This window comes from Jeotgalibaca porci, assembly GCF_011299095.1.
Lineage (GTDB): Bacteria > Bacillota > Bacilli > Lactobacillales > Aerococcaceae > Jeotgalibaca > Jeotgalibaca porci.
The window spans coordinates 550317-567535 of the sequence record NZ_CP049889.1; the positions used below are offsets into that span (position 1 = coordinate 550317).

General features: G+C 39.6%; 15 protein-coding genes. 5 read left to right on the top strand and 10 right to left on the bottom strand.

Features of this window, described 5'->3' with window-relative positions; all coding sequences use genetic code 11:
- Nucleotides 1–69: 69 nt before the first annotated feature.
- Nucleotides 70–1800 (bottom strand): phosphoenolpyruvate--protein phosphotransferase, encoded by a 1731-nt coding sequence (gene ptsP, locus G7058_RS02880; RefSeq protein WP_166062140.1) that lies wholly within the window; start codon nt 1798–1800, stop codon nt 70–72.
- Nucleotides 1800–2066 (bottom strand): phosphocarrier protein HPr, encoded by a 267-nt coding sequence (locus G7058_RS02885; RefSeq protein ID WP_166062141.1) that lies wholly within the window; start codon nt 2064–2066, stop codon nt 1800–1802. Before G7058_RS02885 ends, ptsP begins: the two co-directional genes overlap by 1 nt.
- 306 nt (nt 2067–2372) lie before the next feature.
- Here G7058_RS02885 and G7058_RS02890 point away from each other — a divergent pair, with 306 nt between their 5' ends.
- Together G7058_RS02890 and G7058_RS02895 are read left to right on the top strand one after the other, a co-directional pair.
- Nucleotides 2373–4592, top strand: a complete 2220-nt coding sequence (locus tag G7058_RS02890) for an ATP-dependent Clp protease ATP-binding subunit (protein WP_166062142.1) — start codon at nt 2373–2375, stop codon at nt 4590–4592.
- 269 nt (nt 4593–4861) lie between these two features.
- Complete coding sequence (locus tag G7058_RS02895) at nt 4862–5152, top strand: DUF1827 family protein (protein ID WP_166062143.1); 291 nt, start codon at nt 4862–4864, stop codon at nt 5150–5152.
- Nucleotides 5153–5178: 26 nt separating this feature from the next.
- Here G7058_RS02895 and G7058_RS02900 read toward each other — a convergent pair whose 3' ends face one another.
- The 3 genes from G7058_RS02900 to G7058_RS02910 form a co-directional block, all read right to left on the bottom strand.
- Entirely contained in the window at nt 5179–6756 is a 1578-nt protein-coding gene (locus G7058_RS02900) for a peptide chain release factor 3 (protein ID WP_166062144.1), read from the bottom strand.
- A gap of 114 nt (nt 6757–6870) precedes the next feature.
- Nucleotides 6871–8238: a hemolysin family protein gene (locus G7058_RS02905; RefSeq protein WP_166062145.1), complete on the bottom strand. Its 1368-nt coding sequence runs from the start codon at nt 8236–8238 to the stop codon at nt 6871–6873.
- Between the two features lie 193 nt (nt 8239–8431).
- The gene (locus tag G7058_RS02910) at nt 8432–9814 is read right to left on the bottom strand and encodes an FAD-dependent oxidoreductase (protein ID WP_166062146.1); all 1383 of its coding nucleotides are present in this window, start codon (nt 9812–9814) and stop codon (nt 8432–8434) included.
- Nucleotides 9815–10044: 230 nt separating this feature from the next.
- Here G7058_RS02910 and G7058_RS02915 point away from each other — a divergent pair, with 230 nt between their 5' ends.
- Complete coding sequence (locus G7058_RS02915; RefSeq protein ID WP_227004482.1) at nt 10045–10482, top strand: GNAT family N-acetyltransferase; 438 nt, start codon at nt 10045–10047, stop codon at nt 10480–10482.
- 247 nt (nt 10483–10729) lie between these two features.
- Here G7058_RS02915 and mgtE read toward each other — a convergent pair whose 3' ends face one another.
- From mgtE to G7058_RS02940, 5 genes are all read right to left on the bottom strand, one after another.
- Nucleotides 10730–12100 carry a magnesium transporter gene (gene mgtE, locus G7058_RS02920; RefSeq protein WP_166062147.1) on the bottom strand — a complete coding sequence of 457 codons (1371 nt, stop codon included), beginning with the start codon at nt 12098–12100 and terminating at the stop codon, nt 10730–10732.
- Nucleotides 12081–13013, bottom strand: coding sequence for an RluA family pseudouridine synthase (locus G7058_RS02925; RefSeq protein WP_166062148.1), 933 nt, complete (start codon nt 13011–13013; stop codon nt 12081–12083). The genes mgtE and G7058_RS02925 overlap by 20 nt, the downstream gene beginning before the upstream one ends.
- Before the next feature lie 63 nt (nt 13014–13076).
- Nucleotides 13077–14021: an NAD(P)-dependent oxidoreductase gene (locus tag G7058_RS02930; protein ID WP_166062149.1), complete on the bottom strand. Its 945-nt coding sequence runs from the start codon at nt 14019–14021 to the stop codon at nt 13077–13079.
- 1 nt (nt 14022) lies between these two features.
- Nucleotides 14023–14850: an NAD kinase gene (locus G7058_RS02935; protein ID WP_166062150.1), complete on the bottom strand. Its 828-nt coding sequence runs from the start codon at nt 14848–14850 to the stop codon at nt 14023–14025.
- An 11-nt stretch (nt 14851–14861) separates the two neighbouring features.
- The gene (locus G7058_RS02940) at nt 14862–15503 is read right to left on the bottom strand and encodes a GTP pyrophosphokinase (RefSeq protein WP_166062151.1); all 642 of its coding nucleotides are present in this window, start codon (nt 15501–15503) and stop codon (nt 14862–14864) included.
- A 110-nt stretch (nt 15504–15613) separates the two neighbouring features.
- Between G7058_RS02940 and G7058_RS02945 the strand changes: the two genes are divergently transcribed.
- Together G7058_RS02945 and G7058_RS02950 are read left to right on the top strand one after the other, a co-directional pair.
- On the top strand, nt 15614–16240 hold the full coding sequence (locus G7058_RS02945; RefSeq protein WP_166062152.1) for a CYTH domain-containing protein: 627 nt from the start codon (nt 15614–15616) through the stop codon (nt 16238–16240).
- Nucleotides 16241–16486: 246 nt separating this feature from the next.
- Entirely contained in the window at nt 16487–17188 is a 702-nt protein-coding gene (locus tag G7058_RS02950) for a DsbA family protein (RefSeq protein WP_166062153.1), read from the top strand.
- Nucleotides 17189–17219 lie beyond the last annotated feature (31 nt).

The following is a 17219-nucleotide window of genomic DNA, read 5'->3' on the forward strand; positions in this document are numbered from 1 at the left end:
AAAAGCCCCCCCATTACATCACGAACCCTCATTACAGGATTGGTAAAATAACAACGGAGCTGCTTTTTATTATTTAATTAATTCTTGCATTTCTTCAACTAAAGCAATAACTTCTTCAACTGTTGCACATTCGTTGATTGCTTTATTTGCTAGTTTTTCCATTTCTTTGGAATCCAATTTAGCCACTAAGCTTCTTGTTTTCAAGACACTTGAAGCGCTCATTGAGAATTCGTCCAGACCTAGACCTAGCAACAATGGTACAGCTGTTTGATCGCCGGCCATCTCGCCACACATACCAACCCATTTGCCTTCAGCATGTGCTGAATCAATAACATGTTTCAACAATGTTAAAATAGCAGGGTTATATGGTTGGTACAAGTATGACACGCGTTCATTCATACGGTCAGCAGCCATTGTGTATTGAATCAAGTCATTTGTTCCGATACTGAAGAAGTCAACTTCTTTAGCGAATTGATGAGCTAATACTGCTGCAGCAGGAATTTCAATCATGATACCCACTTGGATTTCATTTGAAACTTCTGTTCCTTCTGCTTCTAGTTTTGCTTTCTCTTCGTCCAAGATAGCTTTCGCATCGCGGAACTCATTTACTGTTGCAATCATTGGGAACATAATGCGTAATTTACCATGTACAGATGCACGTAGCAATGCACGCAATTGTGTACGGAACATTTCTGTTTCCGCCAATGAAATACGAACAGCGCGGTAACCCAAGAACGGGTTCATTTCTTCAGGTAATTGTAGGTATGGCAATTCTTTATCGCCACCGATATCCATCGTACGAACAACAACTGCTTGTCCGTTTACACCTTCAAGAACTGCTTTGTAAGCTTCGTATTGTTCATCTTCAGTTGGGAAGTCTTCTGAATCCATGTACAAGAACTCTGTCCGGTACAAACCGATTCCTTCCGCACCGTTTTCGATAACACCTGTTAAATCTTTAGGTGTTCCAATATTTGCTGCGATTTCAATTTGTTTGCCATCTTTAGACAAACTCTTTGAATCTTTTAATTTAGCCCACTCAAGTTGTTGCTCTTTGAAAGCAGCAGCTTTTTCTTGATAGACAGCAATTGTTTCTTCATTCGGACGAATAATAATGTCGCCTTCTAGACCATCGATGATAACCATGTCACCTTCAGCGATTACTTGTGTTACTTCTTTCGTTCCTACAACAGCAGGAATTTCTAAAGAACGCGCCATAATAGCGGAGTGAGATGTACGTCCACCGATATCGGTTACAAAACCTTTAACATAGTCACGATTCAATTGTGCTGTATCACTTGGTGTTAAGTCTTTGGCTACGATTACAACTTCTTCATTGATAGTAGCCGGGCTAGGGATTTTAACGCCTAATAAGTGTCCCATTACTCTCTCAGTTACATCTTTAATATCAGCTGCACGTTCTTGCATATATGGATTGTCTTCCATTGACTCAAACATGTTGATATACATTTTTGCAACTGTTGATAAAGCTGCTTCAGCGTTTATCATGTTTTCTGTAATATCATTTTTAATGCCATCAAATAGTTCAGGATCGGATAATACCATTAAATGTGCGTCGAATACTTGCGCTTCATCTTCACCAACAGCTTTAGCCACATGTTCACGGATACCTTGGATTTCATTTTTTGATTTCTCAAAAGAATCCAGAAGGCGCTTAATTTCGCCTTCTGGATCTGTAATTGAAACTTTATCAAAAGATAAGTCTGGCTCCGTTAGCAGATATGCTTTTCCTATGGCGATTCCATCACTAGCAGCAATTCCTACTAACTGGTTAGTCATTACTCAGCCAAACCTTCTTTCTTAAGTGTTTCGACGATGCCTTCCATTGCTTCAGCTTCGTCTTGTCCATCAACAGTGATTGTTACTTCTGCACCTTGGCCTACACCAAGAGACATAACACCCATGATTGATTTCAAGTTTACAGATTTACCTTTGTACTCTAGGTTAATATCTGAGTTAAATTTGCTAGCTGTTTGAACTAACAATGTAGCTGGTCTTGCGTGAATACCTGTTTCAGCAATAATATGAAAGTCTTTTTTCTCCATGACGTTGGTCCCCTTTTTATATGAATTTGGAAAGTATTCCTCAACATTTAGATTATACATCAACCGATGACTTTTAGATATTATAAAGCGCTCTAAAAAATTCTTCTATAAGTAAAGGAATATAACCCTTTCATAGAACTAGATTACCATTTTTTGTAACTTAGAACAACTCTTTTAGGTGTTTTTATATGGATTGCAACCTATTTGGTCATTAATTGTTCAAAATACTTGAAAGTCAAAATTGGTCAATGTATAATAATAGTGCAAGTAAAATTAAAACGTGATAAAGAAAGGATGTTTAATAATATGAAATGTATAAATTGTGGCCAAAATGAAGCATCCATCCATCTCTATGCGTCACTAAATGGTCAAACTCAAAAAATTGATTTATGTCAAAACTGCTATCAGCAACTAACGGCCTCTCGCGGTCAAAATCCTAACTCGGGCTTCTTCAGAAATCAAATGGGTAACGATCCGTTTAACTTCGGCGACTTAGAGCAATTCTTCCGCCAAGCTCAACAACAAAACCGTGCCCAAAAACAACCAAACGGTCCACAACCGCAACAAGGTAAAGATGGCGGCAAGGACGGCGGGTTATTAGGTCAGTACGGTGTTAACTTAACCGAATTGGCACGTCAAGGAATGATTGATCCGGTGATTGGTCGCGACAGCGAAATTGCCCGTGTAATTGAAATTCTAAATCGCCGTAGTAAAAACAACCCTGTTTTAACGGGTGAAGCAGGTGTTGGTAAGACATCCGTTGTCGAAGGTTTAGCACAAAAAATCGTGGATGGTGATGTTCCGCAGAAACTGCTGGACAAAGAGCTTATTCGTTTAGATGTCGTTTCTCTCGTGCAAGGAACAGGAATCCGCGGTCAATTCGAAGAACGGATGCAACAATTAATGGACCAAGTCCGTCAAAACGATAAAATTATTTTGTTTATTGATGAAATCCACGAAATCGTTGGTGCCGGTAGTGCCGAAGGAAGTATGGATGCCGGAAATATTTTGAAACCTGCCCTAGCGCGTGGCGAATTACAACTCATTGGTGCGACAACGTTAAATGAGTATCGTAAAATCGAGAAAGACTCTGCTTTAGAACGTCGTTTCCAACCCGTACGTGTCAGCGAGCCTACACCTGAACAAACATTGATTATTCTGCAAGGATTACGTCCGAAATATGAAGAATACCACCATGTTAAATATTCAGATGAAGCGTTGGAAGCTGCTGTTAAACTATCGCATCGTTACATTCAAGATCGTTTCTTGCCTGACAAAGCCATCGACTTATTGGACGAATCAGGTTCCAAGAAAAATCTGACTCTGAAAATTGTAGATCCAAAAGAAATCGAAGAACGCATTGCAGCGGCGGAAAAAGAAAAAGATGCTGCCCTAAATGCTGAAGATTACGAAAAAGCAGCTTATTACCGTGATCAACTACTGAACTTGCGCAATATGAAAGAAAATCCGACTTCGATGGATAACAATAACCGTGTGACAGAGAAAGATATCCAATTAATCGTGGAAACTAAAACAAATATTCCAGTTGGAGAATTACAAGAAAAAGAACAGAAACAATTGAAAAATCTGGATACTGACTTGAAAGCACATGTCATTGGTCAAGATGAAGCAATTGAGAAAGTTTCGAAAGCGATTCGCCGTAACCGTGTCGGATTCTCTCGTAAAAACCGCCCTATCGGTTCTTTCCTATTTGTTGGACCTACTGGTGTCGGTAAAACAGAATTGGCACGTCAACTGGCTAATGAAATGTTTGGAACGGAAGATTCTATTCTTCGTTTCGACATGAGTGAATACATGGAAAAACATGCTGTCTCTAAAATGATTGGTTCTCCTCCTGGCTATGTCGGGTACGAAGAAGCTGGACAATTGACAGAGCGTGTCCGTAGAAATCCATATAGTATTGTGTTGTTGGATGAAGTTGAAAAAGCCCATCCAGACGTCATGCACCTCTTCTTACAAATTCTAGAAGACGGGCGTTTAACGGACTCTCAAGGGCGTGTGGTAAGCTTTAAGGATACAATTATCATTATGACAAGTAATGCGGGAACCGGCGACCAAGAAGCAAGTGTGGGGTTCGGTGCTGCTCTTTCTGGAACAACACGTTCTATCATTGATAAACTGGGTAATTATTTCAAACCAGAATTTATCAATCGGTTCGATGCCATCGTGGAATTCAAATCCTTATCTAGAGAAGATTTGACGAGCATCCTGACGTTGATGATGGATGATGTAAACAACGCTTTGGCTGATAAGGAAATTACGATTAAGGTCAGTGATGAAGCAAAAGCGAAGTTAATCGATTTGGGATATAACCCTGCTATGGGCGCACGTCCATTACGTCGGATTATCCAAGAACAAATCGAAGACCACGTCGCAGACTACTATCTAGACCACCCTTCCGTTAAAAACTTGGCCTTCGATATCGATTCAGAAGGAAATATCGAGGTAAAGCAAGCAGAGGAAGAACAGCTACAAGATGAAGAAGAAGTACGCGAAACAGAATAGAAATTTTAGCACGTTTACGCCACTATTATCTATCATTACAAAGTTATGTCCTAAAGTGAGGAATGATTCGGGCATCATTACCCAGTTATGTCCTAAAGTGGGAAATCATTCGTTAATAGTAGAGGAGCCGGGAGTTATTTCCCGGCCTTTTTGCTTGCGTGTTACTATGAAGGTTATGATGCTTTCCGGTTTAATTTTCCCTTATGCTTCTTTAATTTTTAGAAAAGGTTTATAATGAGGGTAATTGAAAAAGCAGAGGGGGGTATTATATGAAACTAATTGACGTAACCAATAGCCATCCGGAACTTGTACGTGAGCAATTAGCCAATACGGACGCAAACTTCGTCAAGGTTTATTCGCTCGGACAAACAACAGTAATTTTTACGGGTGCCCCAACACACGAAGACATCATTCTTCTGAATCGGAACAGACGCGTTAAACAAAATGAAATTGATTTTGTTCGCAACAAATTAACAGACTGGACGGAAGAAGTTGATGTTGAAGTGATGCCCGGACACAACTTTGTGGAATTATCTTATATCAAAAAAGATGCGCGCTGATTACAGCACGCATCTTTTTTTGGTTTTTATAGTAAGGATTTTAATTTAACTTCAGGGTACTTATCTTCGAACCAACGCATAGCGAATTGATTTTCGAATAGGAATACTGGGTTATCAAAGCGGTCCTTGCATAACAAGTTACGACTTGATGACATGTTCACATCTAGATCCTCTTCTTCAATCCAACGTGCAATTTTGGATCCCATTGGAGTCATATCTACTTCAGAATTATATTCATTCAACAAACGGAACTGGAATACCTCAAATTGCAACTGTCCGACAGCACCCAAAATAAATTCTTCCGTATGGTACGTTTTATACAGCTGAATGGCACCCTCTTGAACTAATTGTTGAATCCCTTTGTAGAATGATTTTTGTTTCATAACGTTCTTAGGCGTTACTTTCATAAATAATTCAGGGGTAAACTGTGGTAATGCCTCGAATTGAACTTTATTTTTACCTTCATACAGCGTATCGCCGATTTGTAAGTTACCCGTATCATACAGACCGATAATATCGCCTGCAACGGCACTTTTCACTGACTCACGGGAGTCCGCCATAAACTGCGTTGTATGTGACAATTTTAGTTTTTTACCTGTACGTTGGATAGTAACATCCACACCCGGTTCAAATTCTCCCGAGCAGATACGCATAAATGCAATTCTATCACGGTGAGCAGGGTTCATATTGGCTTGAATTTTGAAAATAAACCCAGTCAAATCTTCTTTAGAAGTTGGAATTAATTCTCCCTCTTCCGTTTTCTTAGCTGCTGGACTCGGCGCAAAGTCGATGTAAGCGTCCAAGAATGTTTGTACTCCAAAACCTGTTAAAGCAGAACCGAAAAATACCGGTGTTAATTCGCCGTTAGCGATTGCTTCTTCATCGAATGGATTTCCTGCTTCGTTTAATAGAAGAACATCTTCCATAGCTTGTGTGTAGATTGTTGATTCTGTAATAGGATAGTCGCCAATGATTGCACCATCTTCATCCAATGGCAAGAAATCATTGTCCCCGTTTTGCTCAGGGTGTGTCAATTCAACACGGTTATTGTAAATATCGTAGATACCAAGGAAGTTTTTACCCATTCCCATTGGCCAGTTCATTGGGTATGCATCGATTTCCAATACTTCTTCCAATTCAGCAATAAGATCCATCGGTTCGCGTCCATCACGGTCCAATTTATTAATGAAGGTAAAAATCGGAATACCGCGCATCCGACAAACTTTAAATAGTTTTTTCGTTTGCGGCTCAATCCCTTTACCACTATCGATAACCATGACTGCACTGTCTACTGCCATCAGTGTCCGGTATGTATCTTCTGAGAAATCCTCATGTCCTGGAGTATCCAAAATATTGATTTGTAACCCATCATAATCCACTTGCATAACTGAACTTGTTACGGAAATACCACGTTGTTGCTCAATTTTCATCCAGTCGGATTTAGCAAATTTCCCTGATTTCTTCCCTTTTACCGTACCCGCTTGACGGATTGCTCCCCCAAATAATAGGAGTTGCTCTGTAATCGTCGTCTTACCAGCATCCGGGTGAGAGATAATTGCAAATGTTTTTCGTGTGTTTACTTTATCTGTTAGTGTTTGTGCCATGATTAATCCTTTCTTACTTCGTATTCTCGTGAATAGCCTTAGCTATTATAAACATAAATGACAACTCCGGCAACTGCGAAGAGTTAACCGGAGCTTAGAAGTTATTCGCTTTCTTTATTTACTCATTTTTGGAATTTCATCCACAACAAGTCGTTCCGGTACTTCATGATGCGTGCCGTCAATATAACGCACACCCACTCTGGCCAAGCGATTGTTGTCAAATTCAAGTGTTTTGATTTCTAAGCCGTTTACCTGGATAGTTGCTGACTCTCCATTTTCAGGTAGCATGCCGATTTCCGTTAATAGATACCCCGCGATTGTATCGACAAAAGTCGACTCTAATTCTGTGCGGAAGAAATCATTGAAGCGATACAATGGTGTCGCACCATCCACTTCAAAATAATTTTCATCTTTGCGTTCAATTAACACGTAAGCCTCATCATACTCATCTTCGATATCTCCGACAATTTCTTCTAAAATATCTTCCAATGTGACGATTCCAACCATCCCACCGTATTCATCATGTAGAATTGCCAACTGGTTATGACTGCGTTTTAAGACGGCCATCAATTCATCCGTTGTAATTGTTTCAGGAACAAATAAGGGACGATTTAGGATTTTTCGTAAATCAATTTCTTCTAGTGGCGTTACACGCGATTCTTTTAATAAGTTTTTCAAGTGTAACAAGCCGATTACATCGTCTTTATCATCATTGTAAACCGGGATTCGTGTATAGGGAGAATCAAGGGCTTCTTTAATATTTTCGTACGTGTCAGCTGTAATATCCAACATAAATGTATCCGTACGCGGCACCATCACTTCACGCGCCAACTTGTTATCCATTGCCAAAACACCTTTTAACATACGAAACTCTTGGGCTTCAATCGTTCCCTCCGAGTTACTTTGTTTCAATAATGTTTGCACTTCTTCACGTGAATAACTTTCGCTGTCATCCTTGAATGTTATCGGTGTAATTTTTTCTAAAAGACTAGTAGAGAAAGAAAGCAATCGCACAAAAGGTTTCATGAATTTTTGTACAATCGTAATAATACCGGATCCCCGATAGGCGATTTCTTCAGAATTCTGCATCGCAACCTGTTTCGGAAATAACTCTCCAAAAACAAGCGAAATATACGATAACAAAACCGTTACAATTAATACTGCGAGTTGTTTTGCGCCAGGAAGTGCTGTGAGATAGGGTTCTAAGATTCCCGCAAAAGAATTTGCTGCGGATGCACTTGATAAGAAACCAGCCAATGTAATGGCAACTTGAATGGTTGCTAAGAAATCGTCGGAATTATCTAATAGTGCTAATACTTTACGCGCCTTTTCATCACCTTTAATGGCCTCATTAGCTACTTTATTTTTATTTAATGATACAAAAGCCATTTCCGCTGATGCAAAAAAGGCATTAATGCCAGTCAACAAAGCTACTAATAACAACTGCCATATCAAATTCTGACTGTCGGGATCTGCGTTCATTTTATTATTTCTCCTTTTAAATGTAATACGTTAATTATCACTTGAATTTCCTTAAAATACAAGTTTTTTTTCGTGGTGGCCACCAGCGACTGGGAAAGGGCTCACTCAAATTAAAATTCACGGTTGAGTGAGCTCTTTTAGTTCCAGCTACACAAAAAGACAGGGCTCTCACCCTGTCTTTTAATCACGATTATTATGCTTGGTCAAATGACTCTACGTCAACATGGTTTAACATGTTTTCTTGTTCTAGAGCTTTGTGAGCCAACAAGTTCAAGTAGTTCCATGGACGGTCGAAGTGTGGTTGGAAGAAGAAGTCTACCAATGCCAAGTCTTCGATAGTCATGCGGCCTTGAATTGCCAATGACAATGTGTTTGCAGATTGTGTAACGTCATATTTAGACATTACTTGTCCACCAACGATACGAAGTGTATCTTTTTCGTACACAAGTCTCATAAGGATTTTTTCGTTTGATGGCATGAATTCTGGACGGTAGAAATCTTCGAACAATACAGATTTTGTTTCTAGTCCGAATGCTTTACTACTTGAGTCAGTAACACCAGTTGAACCAATGTTAAATCCGAACAAGTGTAGTCCTGATGTAGATTGTGTTCCACGGTATTTCATTTTTGGTTCGAAAATGTTTTTACCAACCAAGAATCCCATACGTACAGCATTTGTTGCTAATGGAATGTATGCATGTCCACCGTTTGGATTGTAGTTAACTGCACAGCTATCTCCTGCAGCAAAGATATCTGGGTTGCTTGTACGCATGTAATCATCAACGATGATTGCGCCGTTTGGCAACATGTCAACTTTGTCTTTCAACAATTCAGTGCTTGGACGGAATCCAACACATAGAATAACTAGTTCAGATTCGTATGAACCACCACTTGTTACAACAGTAGTGATGTCACCCGCTTCATTATCTTCAAATCCTTGAACTAATTCGTTCAATTGAATTTTAACGCCACGGTTACGCAATTCGTCTTCTAGAATGTCAGTAAATTCTGGATCTAGGTATTTATTCAAGATACGGTCAAGACCGTCGATAAGTGTTACTTCTTTACCATCAGTAGCAAATGCTTCTACTAATTCGATTCCGATGTATCCACCACCAACAACAGTGATTTTAGTTTTGTCTACTTTACGTGCAATGATTTCTTGAGCTTGGTTGTAGTTTTTACACAATACAACGTTTTTGCTCTCGATACCTTTGATTGGCGGGATAATTGGCCATGAACCAGTTGTCATAACTAATTTATCGTATGCTTGCTCAAAAGTTTCGCCTGTTTGTAAGTTTTTCACAGAAACAACTTTGTTTTCTGTATCTATGTTTGTTACATCATGTTCCATGTTTACTGTAGCGCCAAGTGATTTAAGTTCTTCTGGGTTTGAGTAGAATAAGCTTTCTGCTTCTTTAACTACGCCACCAACATATAATGCAATACCACAAGACAAGAATGAAACGTTATCGTTACGTTCGAAGATCGTTACATCTGCTCCTGGATTTTCTGATAGGATTGTTTTAACAGCTGACGTTCCAGCATGCGTACATCCAACTACTACAACTTTCATTTAAAAAGCCCCCTAAATATATTTGTATGATTATGAACAATGTTTCGCGTCATGAATCTTACCTTCAAATGAATATGTGAACAATCTGTGTTAAAAAGATTACTCCTACATGAATTCTACTCACATTTAGAATAAATGCAACAAAAAAAGCTTAAAAATGTCAATTGATTTCATATTCGCCAATTGTTAAAATAAAAAAGAATAAAATTCCCAAAGAAAAGAGAATGATAATGCTGCGATTTGAACGAACGACCGATATAGAATCTCCTATTTATCGAGATGCATTGGAAATCCGTTTGACTGTGTTCGTAAACGAGCAAAACGTTTCTCCTGCAATCGAGGTAGATGAGAAAGAATCTTCTTGCATTCACGTCGTCGGCTATGATCACAATCATAATCCGATAGCGACAGCCCGCCTCTTCCCTTTGGACAAAGAAAATTACAAAGTTCAGCGCGTTGCAGTCCTTCTGAGCGAACGCGGGAAGCAACTAGGTAATTTATTAATGAACGAAATGGAAACCATTGCGCGTGAAAATGGTGCGAAGCGGATTATTCTGGGTGCACAAAACCAAGCGTTGCCTTTTTATGAAAAAATAGGTTATACCGTTTTTGGCGATGAATACGAAGAAGCCGGTATCCTTCACCATGATGTGGAGAAGATAATCTAGATATTAGAACAAATGCTGATTAAACACTGGTTAAAACGTTCCAATCTTTAGTTATTGGAACATTTCGATACCAATTTCCGATTAGAATGTTCCAATAATTGTTTATTGGAACATTACGCAATTAAATTGGGATGATAACGTTCCAATCGAAAAACGCACACAGAACAATAAGGCTTAGATTCAGGAGCCTATCTCTCATCAATCTAAACATACAAAGAGAAGCAACCCGACTTGGGTTGCTTCTCTTTTATAAAACGTTTTCGATAAAATATTTAGCGATATTAAAGTAAATTAAAACAGATGTTAAGTCACTAAAAGTAGAAATAAACGGCCCACTGGCTACCGCCGGATCAAAACCAATCTTATCCATCAAAATAGGAATCAAACTCCCTGCCAAGTTCGCCACTGTGATTGCTGACAACATAGAGAATCCAATAATACCGCCTAGAATAAAATTGTTTTGCCAAATGCCCACTACTAAAGTAATGGCTAGACCGGTTACAACGCCGGAAATCAGTCCGGTCATTGTTTCTTGTGTCAACATCGCCATCCAATTCCGTTTTTCTGATTCTGGTTGACCAATTTTCCGCACGGCAACCGCCAATGATTGTGTCCCCGCATTACCGGCCGTACCCGTAATCAATGTTACAAATACTGATAAAATAGCTGCTTCTGATATAAGTCCTTCATAATTACTAATGAGTGATGAAGTCCCCATTCCCAAGAACAAGAGCGTAATCAGCCAAGGCAAACGTTTCCCAGCTGCTTTAAAGGGATTGGAAGTCGTCTCGTCAACGTCTACCGCCGCTAAACCGGAGTAGTCGCTAGTCGCTTCTTCGTGCATAACATCCAAAATATCATCGACTGTGATAATACCTAAAAGGATATTGTTCTCATCCACTACCGGCATCGCCAGGAAATCATAGTCACGCGCCACATGCGCCACATCTTCTTGATCATCGTCGACATTAACAGTTACAACCCGATCACTCATAATATCGCTAATCATGCTGTCTTCATGCGACATAATTAAATCACGTAAAGATAGAACACCAACTAATTGATTTTCATTATTAATAATATAGAGGTAATAAATCATTTCTGCTTCAGACGATTTACTTTTCAATAAGGCCATTGCGGAACGAACCGTTTGATTGGCCTTCAACGAAATAAATTCCGTCGTCATAATCGCGCCGGCCGTTTCGTCGTCATAATCGATAATATCGCGAATTTGTGATGCCTGTTCTCTATCCATCAGACGCAAATAAGTTGGTATCACTTCTTCAGGTAGTTGTTGTAACATATCTACCGCGTTATCCGTGTACATGTCTGCGAGCATATCGGCCGCATATTGTTTGTTCATTTCCATCAAATACACTTCGATAGATTCGACATCTTCTTCCAATATCTCAAACATATCAGACATTTCTTTTGGCGACAAATAATGATACATGCGGATGCGGTCTTCTTGCTCCAAACTCAAATAAATCTGGGTTTGGTCATAAAGAGGATAGGATAAGAAATTCTCGCGAAAAGCTTCCATATCTTCTTGTAATAATATTTCTTTTACATGTGCTGATTCATAATCAAGGTCGAACTCATATTGTTGTTCTTGCATCCATTACTCCTCCTTTTCCACGTTGGGATGCGATCCAGTTATAAAAATCCGCCGGTAGCGGCGAAACAATGGTCATTTCTTCTTCGGTAAAAGGATGGATAAACGATACTTCACGGCAATGCAGCGCCTGACGCGGCATCAAATCATCCGCACGACCGCCATATAAATTATCCCCTAACAGCGGTGCGCCCATATGTTCGAAATGAACCCGTATTTGATGCGTACGGCCTGTGTGCAGCTTAATGCGCACGAGTTCCCCTTCAGAAAATTTTTCTTCCCGCCAGTATTCCGTTAATGCTGCTTTCCCATCTTCTCTTACCATCCGGGTAATGATGGAATCTTCCGTCCGGCCGATTGGCGCATCAATAAAACCGTGATCCGCGGAAAAACGAGCCGTATCTGTCAAAATAGCGTAATAGATTTTTTCAATTGTCTTTTTACGCAATTGTTGATCCATTAAGGCATGCGTATATTTATTCTTGGCAAATAACATCACGCCTGTTGTATCACGATCCAAACGTGTAATGATATGAATCACCTGATCGGGATAGTTTTGCGATTGGTAGTAGCCCTTTACGCGGTTGGCCATCGACATATCCGGCTGCTGTCGCGACGGAATCGAAGCCACGCCGTACGGTTTGTCAACGACTAAAAAGTGCTCATCCTCAAATAAAATAGAAATAGGTATCGCACTCGGAACAGTCGTTTCATGCTCCCCTTCATCTGGAACATGCAGACTGATAAAGTCGCCCTGTTTCAAATGTGTACGCATATGCGATGCTTCACCATTGATACAAACTTTGCCCCCATGGTGACGAACTCGCGCTAATAATTTTCGTGAAACGCCTTGTTCTCTCAAGAACGTGCGTAACAAAATATCCTGATCCCGTTCAAAATGCCATTCATAAATCACATCTATTGCTCCAATTCTTATCAACAGAAAACCTGCCGAAATATTCCGCAGGTTTCTAGTATCTTAATAACTTTTCTCGTAGTCTATCACATTTATAGTTGGTTTTCCATTTTGGGCATACGACGCAACGTTTGGCCCAATCACAGAAAAGAGTGCCTCACGAAAATGCGCTATGCTTCCGGAATTATGCGGAGAAATCATTATTTTCTCGTGCTGCCAAAGGGGACTGTCTTCTTCCAATGGCTCATTATTGAAAACATCCAAAGCTGCAAAGGCTAAAATGTCTTGATTCAACGCCTCGATCAAATCGTCTATTACAACGGAACTTCCGCGCCCAACGTTAACAAACAGCGTCCCTGGCTTCATTTTAGCAAAGCGCTCTTTATCAAAAAAAGCGATTGTTTGGGGCGTTTGTGGTAAGATACTGACAACTACATCTGCCTCTTTCAAGTGGTTGGTACTTTCCGCTTGTGAATAGGTCTCATCCACTTCTTCCACTTTTTTCCCGGAAGTATTGACACCGATCACCCGCATCCCGAATGCCTTGGCCACAACAGTCAACTGGCGCCCGATATTCCCAACTCCAAAAATCATCAGCGTCTTTTCATGCAGCTGTTCTGTTTGAACCGCTACATCCCATCTTTGATTTTCTTGGTTTCTCTTTAACTTTCCAAAGTCACGTAAATAATAGAGCAAGGCACCAATTACATATTCAGTGATGGTATATTTATGGATTCCACTGGCATTGGTTAGAATAATTCCTTTTTGATGCAATTCCTCCAGCGGCAAATAATTGATCCCTGCTGAAATCGCCTGAACCCACTTCAAGTTTGGCAATTTACTTGCTTCCCAAAGCTCTTGAATGTCCGGTGTCCAATGAACAATAATTTCTGTCTCGGCCAATTTTGCTTCTTCGGGCTCCAGTAAAACTTCATAATCTGGCAATGATTGTCTGATTTCGTCTAAATGTTTATCTTTTAAAGGTCGCATAATTAGTATGTTTGGCACTTTAATGACTCCCATCCTGATAATCCTGTTCTCCAACTTTCCCAATAAATGCATTTTCTACACGATTCCAAAAATGCATATGACGATAACGTGCAAAATGTACACGTTCTTTGGCAATCCGATACACAATTTTTTCAATTTGTTGATTTTCGAACGTTAAATTGTCTATCGCTAAAATCAAACCTTTTTGGTCGGCCGCCTCCACCACAATCCACTCATCCTTGGCAATAACCATGGGTGAACTAAGGGTTCGGTAAATGCGATTGTTAACGGAAGCTAACTCTGTTAATTGAATCGCTTCGGTACGCGGGTGAATAACGGCTCCACCTAACGATTTGCTGAGACCAGTCGAACCGGTCGGCGTTGCGACACAGATGCCGTCTCCTCTAAAGGTTTCAAATAATTCATCTTTAACGAAAACATCACACACCATCGTACCATCAATTTTCTTTAATACGACTTCATTCAAAGCTAAAAAGCGCTTTGGTTCAGTTTCGTCGCGGTACTTCACGCGCACATCCAAAAGTGGATAGCTGACACTCTCCCCTTTATCATGTTTTAAACCTTCTAACATGTCATCCAGTTCATAGTCACGCCAATCCGTATAAAAACCCAGATGTCCTGTGTGAATTCCAATAAAACGAACCGTATTTAGTAAATGACTATATTTATGAAACGCCGAGATAAGTGTTCCGTCTCCGCCGATTGTCACAACGAGCTGAGGATTCTCTTCATCAATAACAATCGCTGTCCCGGCTGTTTTACGGATAAAGTCCTCGGCTAGAGCAACTGTCTTCGGTTTATCATAACTGACTAATGCTACACGCATATTAAGCACTCCTAATCGACATTCTTCTTTTTATCTGAAAAGTAATAATTGGCTTCCATAATTTCTTCGCGAATTTCCGACATTTCTTTGTCCAAAAGAAACGCCGCTTCGGCTGCTCTAATCAAACGATTATGTAATTCCTGTGGGTATTCCCCCATATATTTGTAGTTTAAAGTATGTTCAATGGTCGCCCAAAAGTTCATTGCCAAAGTTCGTATTTGTATTTCACAAATAACAATTTTCTCCCCTTCAATACGCTGAACCGGGTACTCAATTACCAGATGGTACGAACGATACCCACTTGCTTTTTTATTCGTAATGTAGTCGCGTTCAATGGTGATTTCGAAATCCTTACGACTGCGCAGCAAACGTACTACTTCATGAATATCTTCTACAAACTGACACATGATGCGGATACCGGCAATATCCTGGATATCCTCTTCTAAACGGTCCAAAGCGATGTTACGTATTTCAGCTTTCTCCAAAATACTTTCTTTGGTTTTTACTCGCCCCGTAATAAACTCGATCGGCGCATGTGAGTTGGTTTCACGATATTGCTTACGAATGCCTTTTAGTTTAATTTTTAACTCTTCAACTGCTTGTTCATAGGGAGCAAGAAAGACACCCCAGTCTTCGACAAATTCATTTTCCATTCCCGACACCCATTCTTACGATTAGATTATAAGTATATTTTAGCATAATTTACCTTATTCGTATGTCTAAATGCGCCTTTTTCGGAACGTTATGATACTATTAGGAGAAGATGAGAACGATTTTGTTCGTTTTTTATAAGAAAGGTCGTGAGCGGATGAGCCAACAAGTAGAAACAGAACTCAAAAATTTACTTACTAAAGAAGAATATGAAATGCTTATTATTGATTTTAACTTAGAGGATACGGAACCTGTTCAACAGACAAATGTGTATTATGACAGCCCGGACTGGAAGTTACGCAAGCTGGGGATGGGTCTGCGTATTCGTCTATATGATAATTATGCAGAACAGACTTTGAAGTCGCCGATTAGTGAACACAAAATGTTGGAGACGACAGATCGCCTGACCCATGAAGAAGGACAGAACTTTGTCGATAGCGGCGAACTGAAGCGAGATGGCTTTATCGCAAAAAAATTGGCGGAGCATAGCATTAATGTCGCCGATTTGGAACAGGTGGGACAACTTTCAACGGTCCGGTATGAAATTCCGGCTGAATCTGGAACCTACTTCCTAGATGCAAGCTACTACCAAGATCAAAATGATTACGAATTGGAATACGAAACAGATGATTTAGAGAACGGTATTCGCGAATTTGAACAATTTCTTATTGCTCGAAATATCAACCGCCGGGAAACCGTCCAAAAGATTGCCCGTGCTCTAAAGTACCCCAATAAGTAACATATGTTTATTGATTGACTAAGTTAAAGAACATAATTTTCAAGCTTTCTGTGCTTTTGTGGCAACATTGTGAACATATGTGTATTTTAAGATGCCTTTCGTAGGCATCTTATTTTACTTCCATCCTTTTTTTGTCATATAATAATAGCAGTATAAGAACTACATCTAATAGAAATGTAAGTCCGTTTCTGTAGATGATGTCCTCACATTTGAATGGAACAAAACACAGTATAAAGAAGGGATATTATGCAATCTAATAATAATTCATATCGCAAATTAAATCCCTCTCAACACGTTTTCGAGCTTTACTTATTTGTTAATCCAATTGGTTTAAAATGTCTGAACTCTGAACATGAAGTTCTGCATTTTATTGAAAGTCTTGAATTAAATGAGGGATTTAAGGTCCATTTCCGTTTCCTGACATTCCATAACTTTAGCACCGTCACCCAGTACATGAAGCGTTTAAATATGCCAACGAATGATTTACAATTGCGTAATCAAATTTACGAAACCATCTATGAGGCTAGTCTCGCTTATAAAGCTGCATTGATGCAAGGCAAAAAACGCGGAAGAAAATTTTTGATGCTTCTGCAAAAAGAATTAAACATTAATATGGCCGAGTACTCTTCTGACCTATTGATCGAAGTTGCTAAAGGCGCAAATCTGGATGTAGAAATGTTTCTTGAAGATAAGGCATCATCTTTTGTGAAAAGTAGTTACGATGCTGACCAAAAAATAGCGCAAGAGATGAATATCTCAAACAACCCTTCTTTGGTCATTTTTGATAACTTCAATCAACAATTTGGTGTTTTACTGGAAGATGTCATTAATTGTGAACTAATTGAAAAAGCATTCAATCATGCGAATTCATTAGATCACCAGTCACAAATGCCACACCAGAAAAAAGCCCGCTCAGTCGGAAAAAGTTACTTACAGATTATTAAATAAAATCAGAGGGTGGGACCGCGGTCCCACCCTC

Coding starts and splice junctions, on each gene's coding strand:
- ptsP (WP_166062140.1), bottom strand. CDS start 1,800: ATGACTAACCAGTTAGTAGGAATTGCTGCTAGTGATGGAATCGCCATA.
- G7058_RS02885 (WP_166062141.1), bottom strand. CDS start 2,066: ATGGAGAAAAAAGACTTTCATATTATTGCTGAAACAGGTATTCACGCA.
- G7058_RS02890 (WP_166062142.1), top strand. CDS start 2,373: ATGAAATGTATAAATTGTGGCCAAAATGAAGCATCCATCCATCTCTAT.
- G7058_RS02895 (WP_166062143.1), top strand. CDS start 4,862: ATGAAACTAATTGACGTAACCAATAGCCATCCGGAACTTGTACGTGAG.
- G7058_RS02900 (WP_166062144.1), bottom strand. CDS start 6,756: ATGGCACAAACACTAACAGATAAAGTAAACACACGAAAAACATTTGCA.
- G7058_RS02905 (WP_166062145.1), bottom strand. CDS start 8,238: ATGAACGCAGATCCCGACAGTCAGAATTTGATATGGCAGTTGTTATTA.
- G7058_RS02910 (WP_166062146.1), bottom strand. CDS start 9,814: ATGAAAGTTGTAGTAGTTGGATGTACGCATGCTGGAACGTCAGCTGTT.
- G7058_RS02915 (WP_227004482.1), top strand. CDS start 10,045: ATGCTGCGATTTGAACGAACGACCGATATAGAATCTCCTATTTATCGA.
- mgtE (WP_166062147.1), bottom strand. CDS start 12,100: ATGCAAGAACAACAATATGAGTTCGACCTTGATTATGAATCAGCACAT.
- G7058_RS02935 (WP_166062150.1), bottom strand. CDS start 14,850: ATGCGTGTAGCATTAGTCAGTTATGATAAACCGAAGACAGTTGCTCTA.
- G7058_RS02940 (WP_166062151.1), bottom strand. CDS start 15,503: ATGGAAAATGAATTTGTCGAAGACTGGGGTGTCTTTCTTGCTCCCTAT.
- G7058_RS02945 (WP_166062152.1), top strand. CDS start 15,614: ATGAGAACGATTTTGTTCGTTTTTTATAAGAAAGGTCGTGAGCGGATG.
- G7058_RS02950 (WP_166062153.1), top strand. CDS start 16,487: ATGCAATCTAATAATAATTCATATCGCAAATTAAATCCCTCTCAACAC.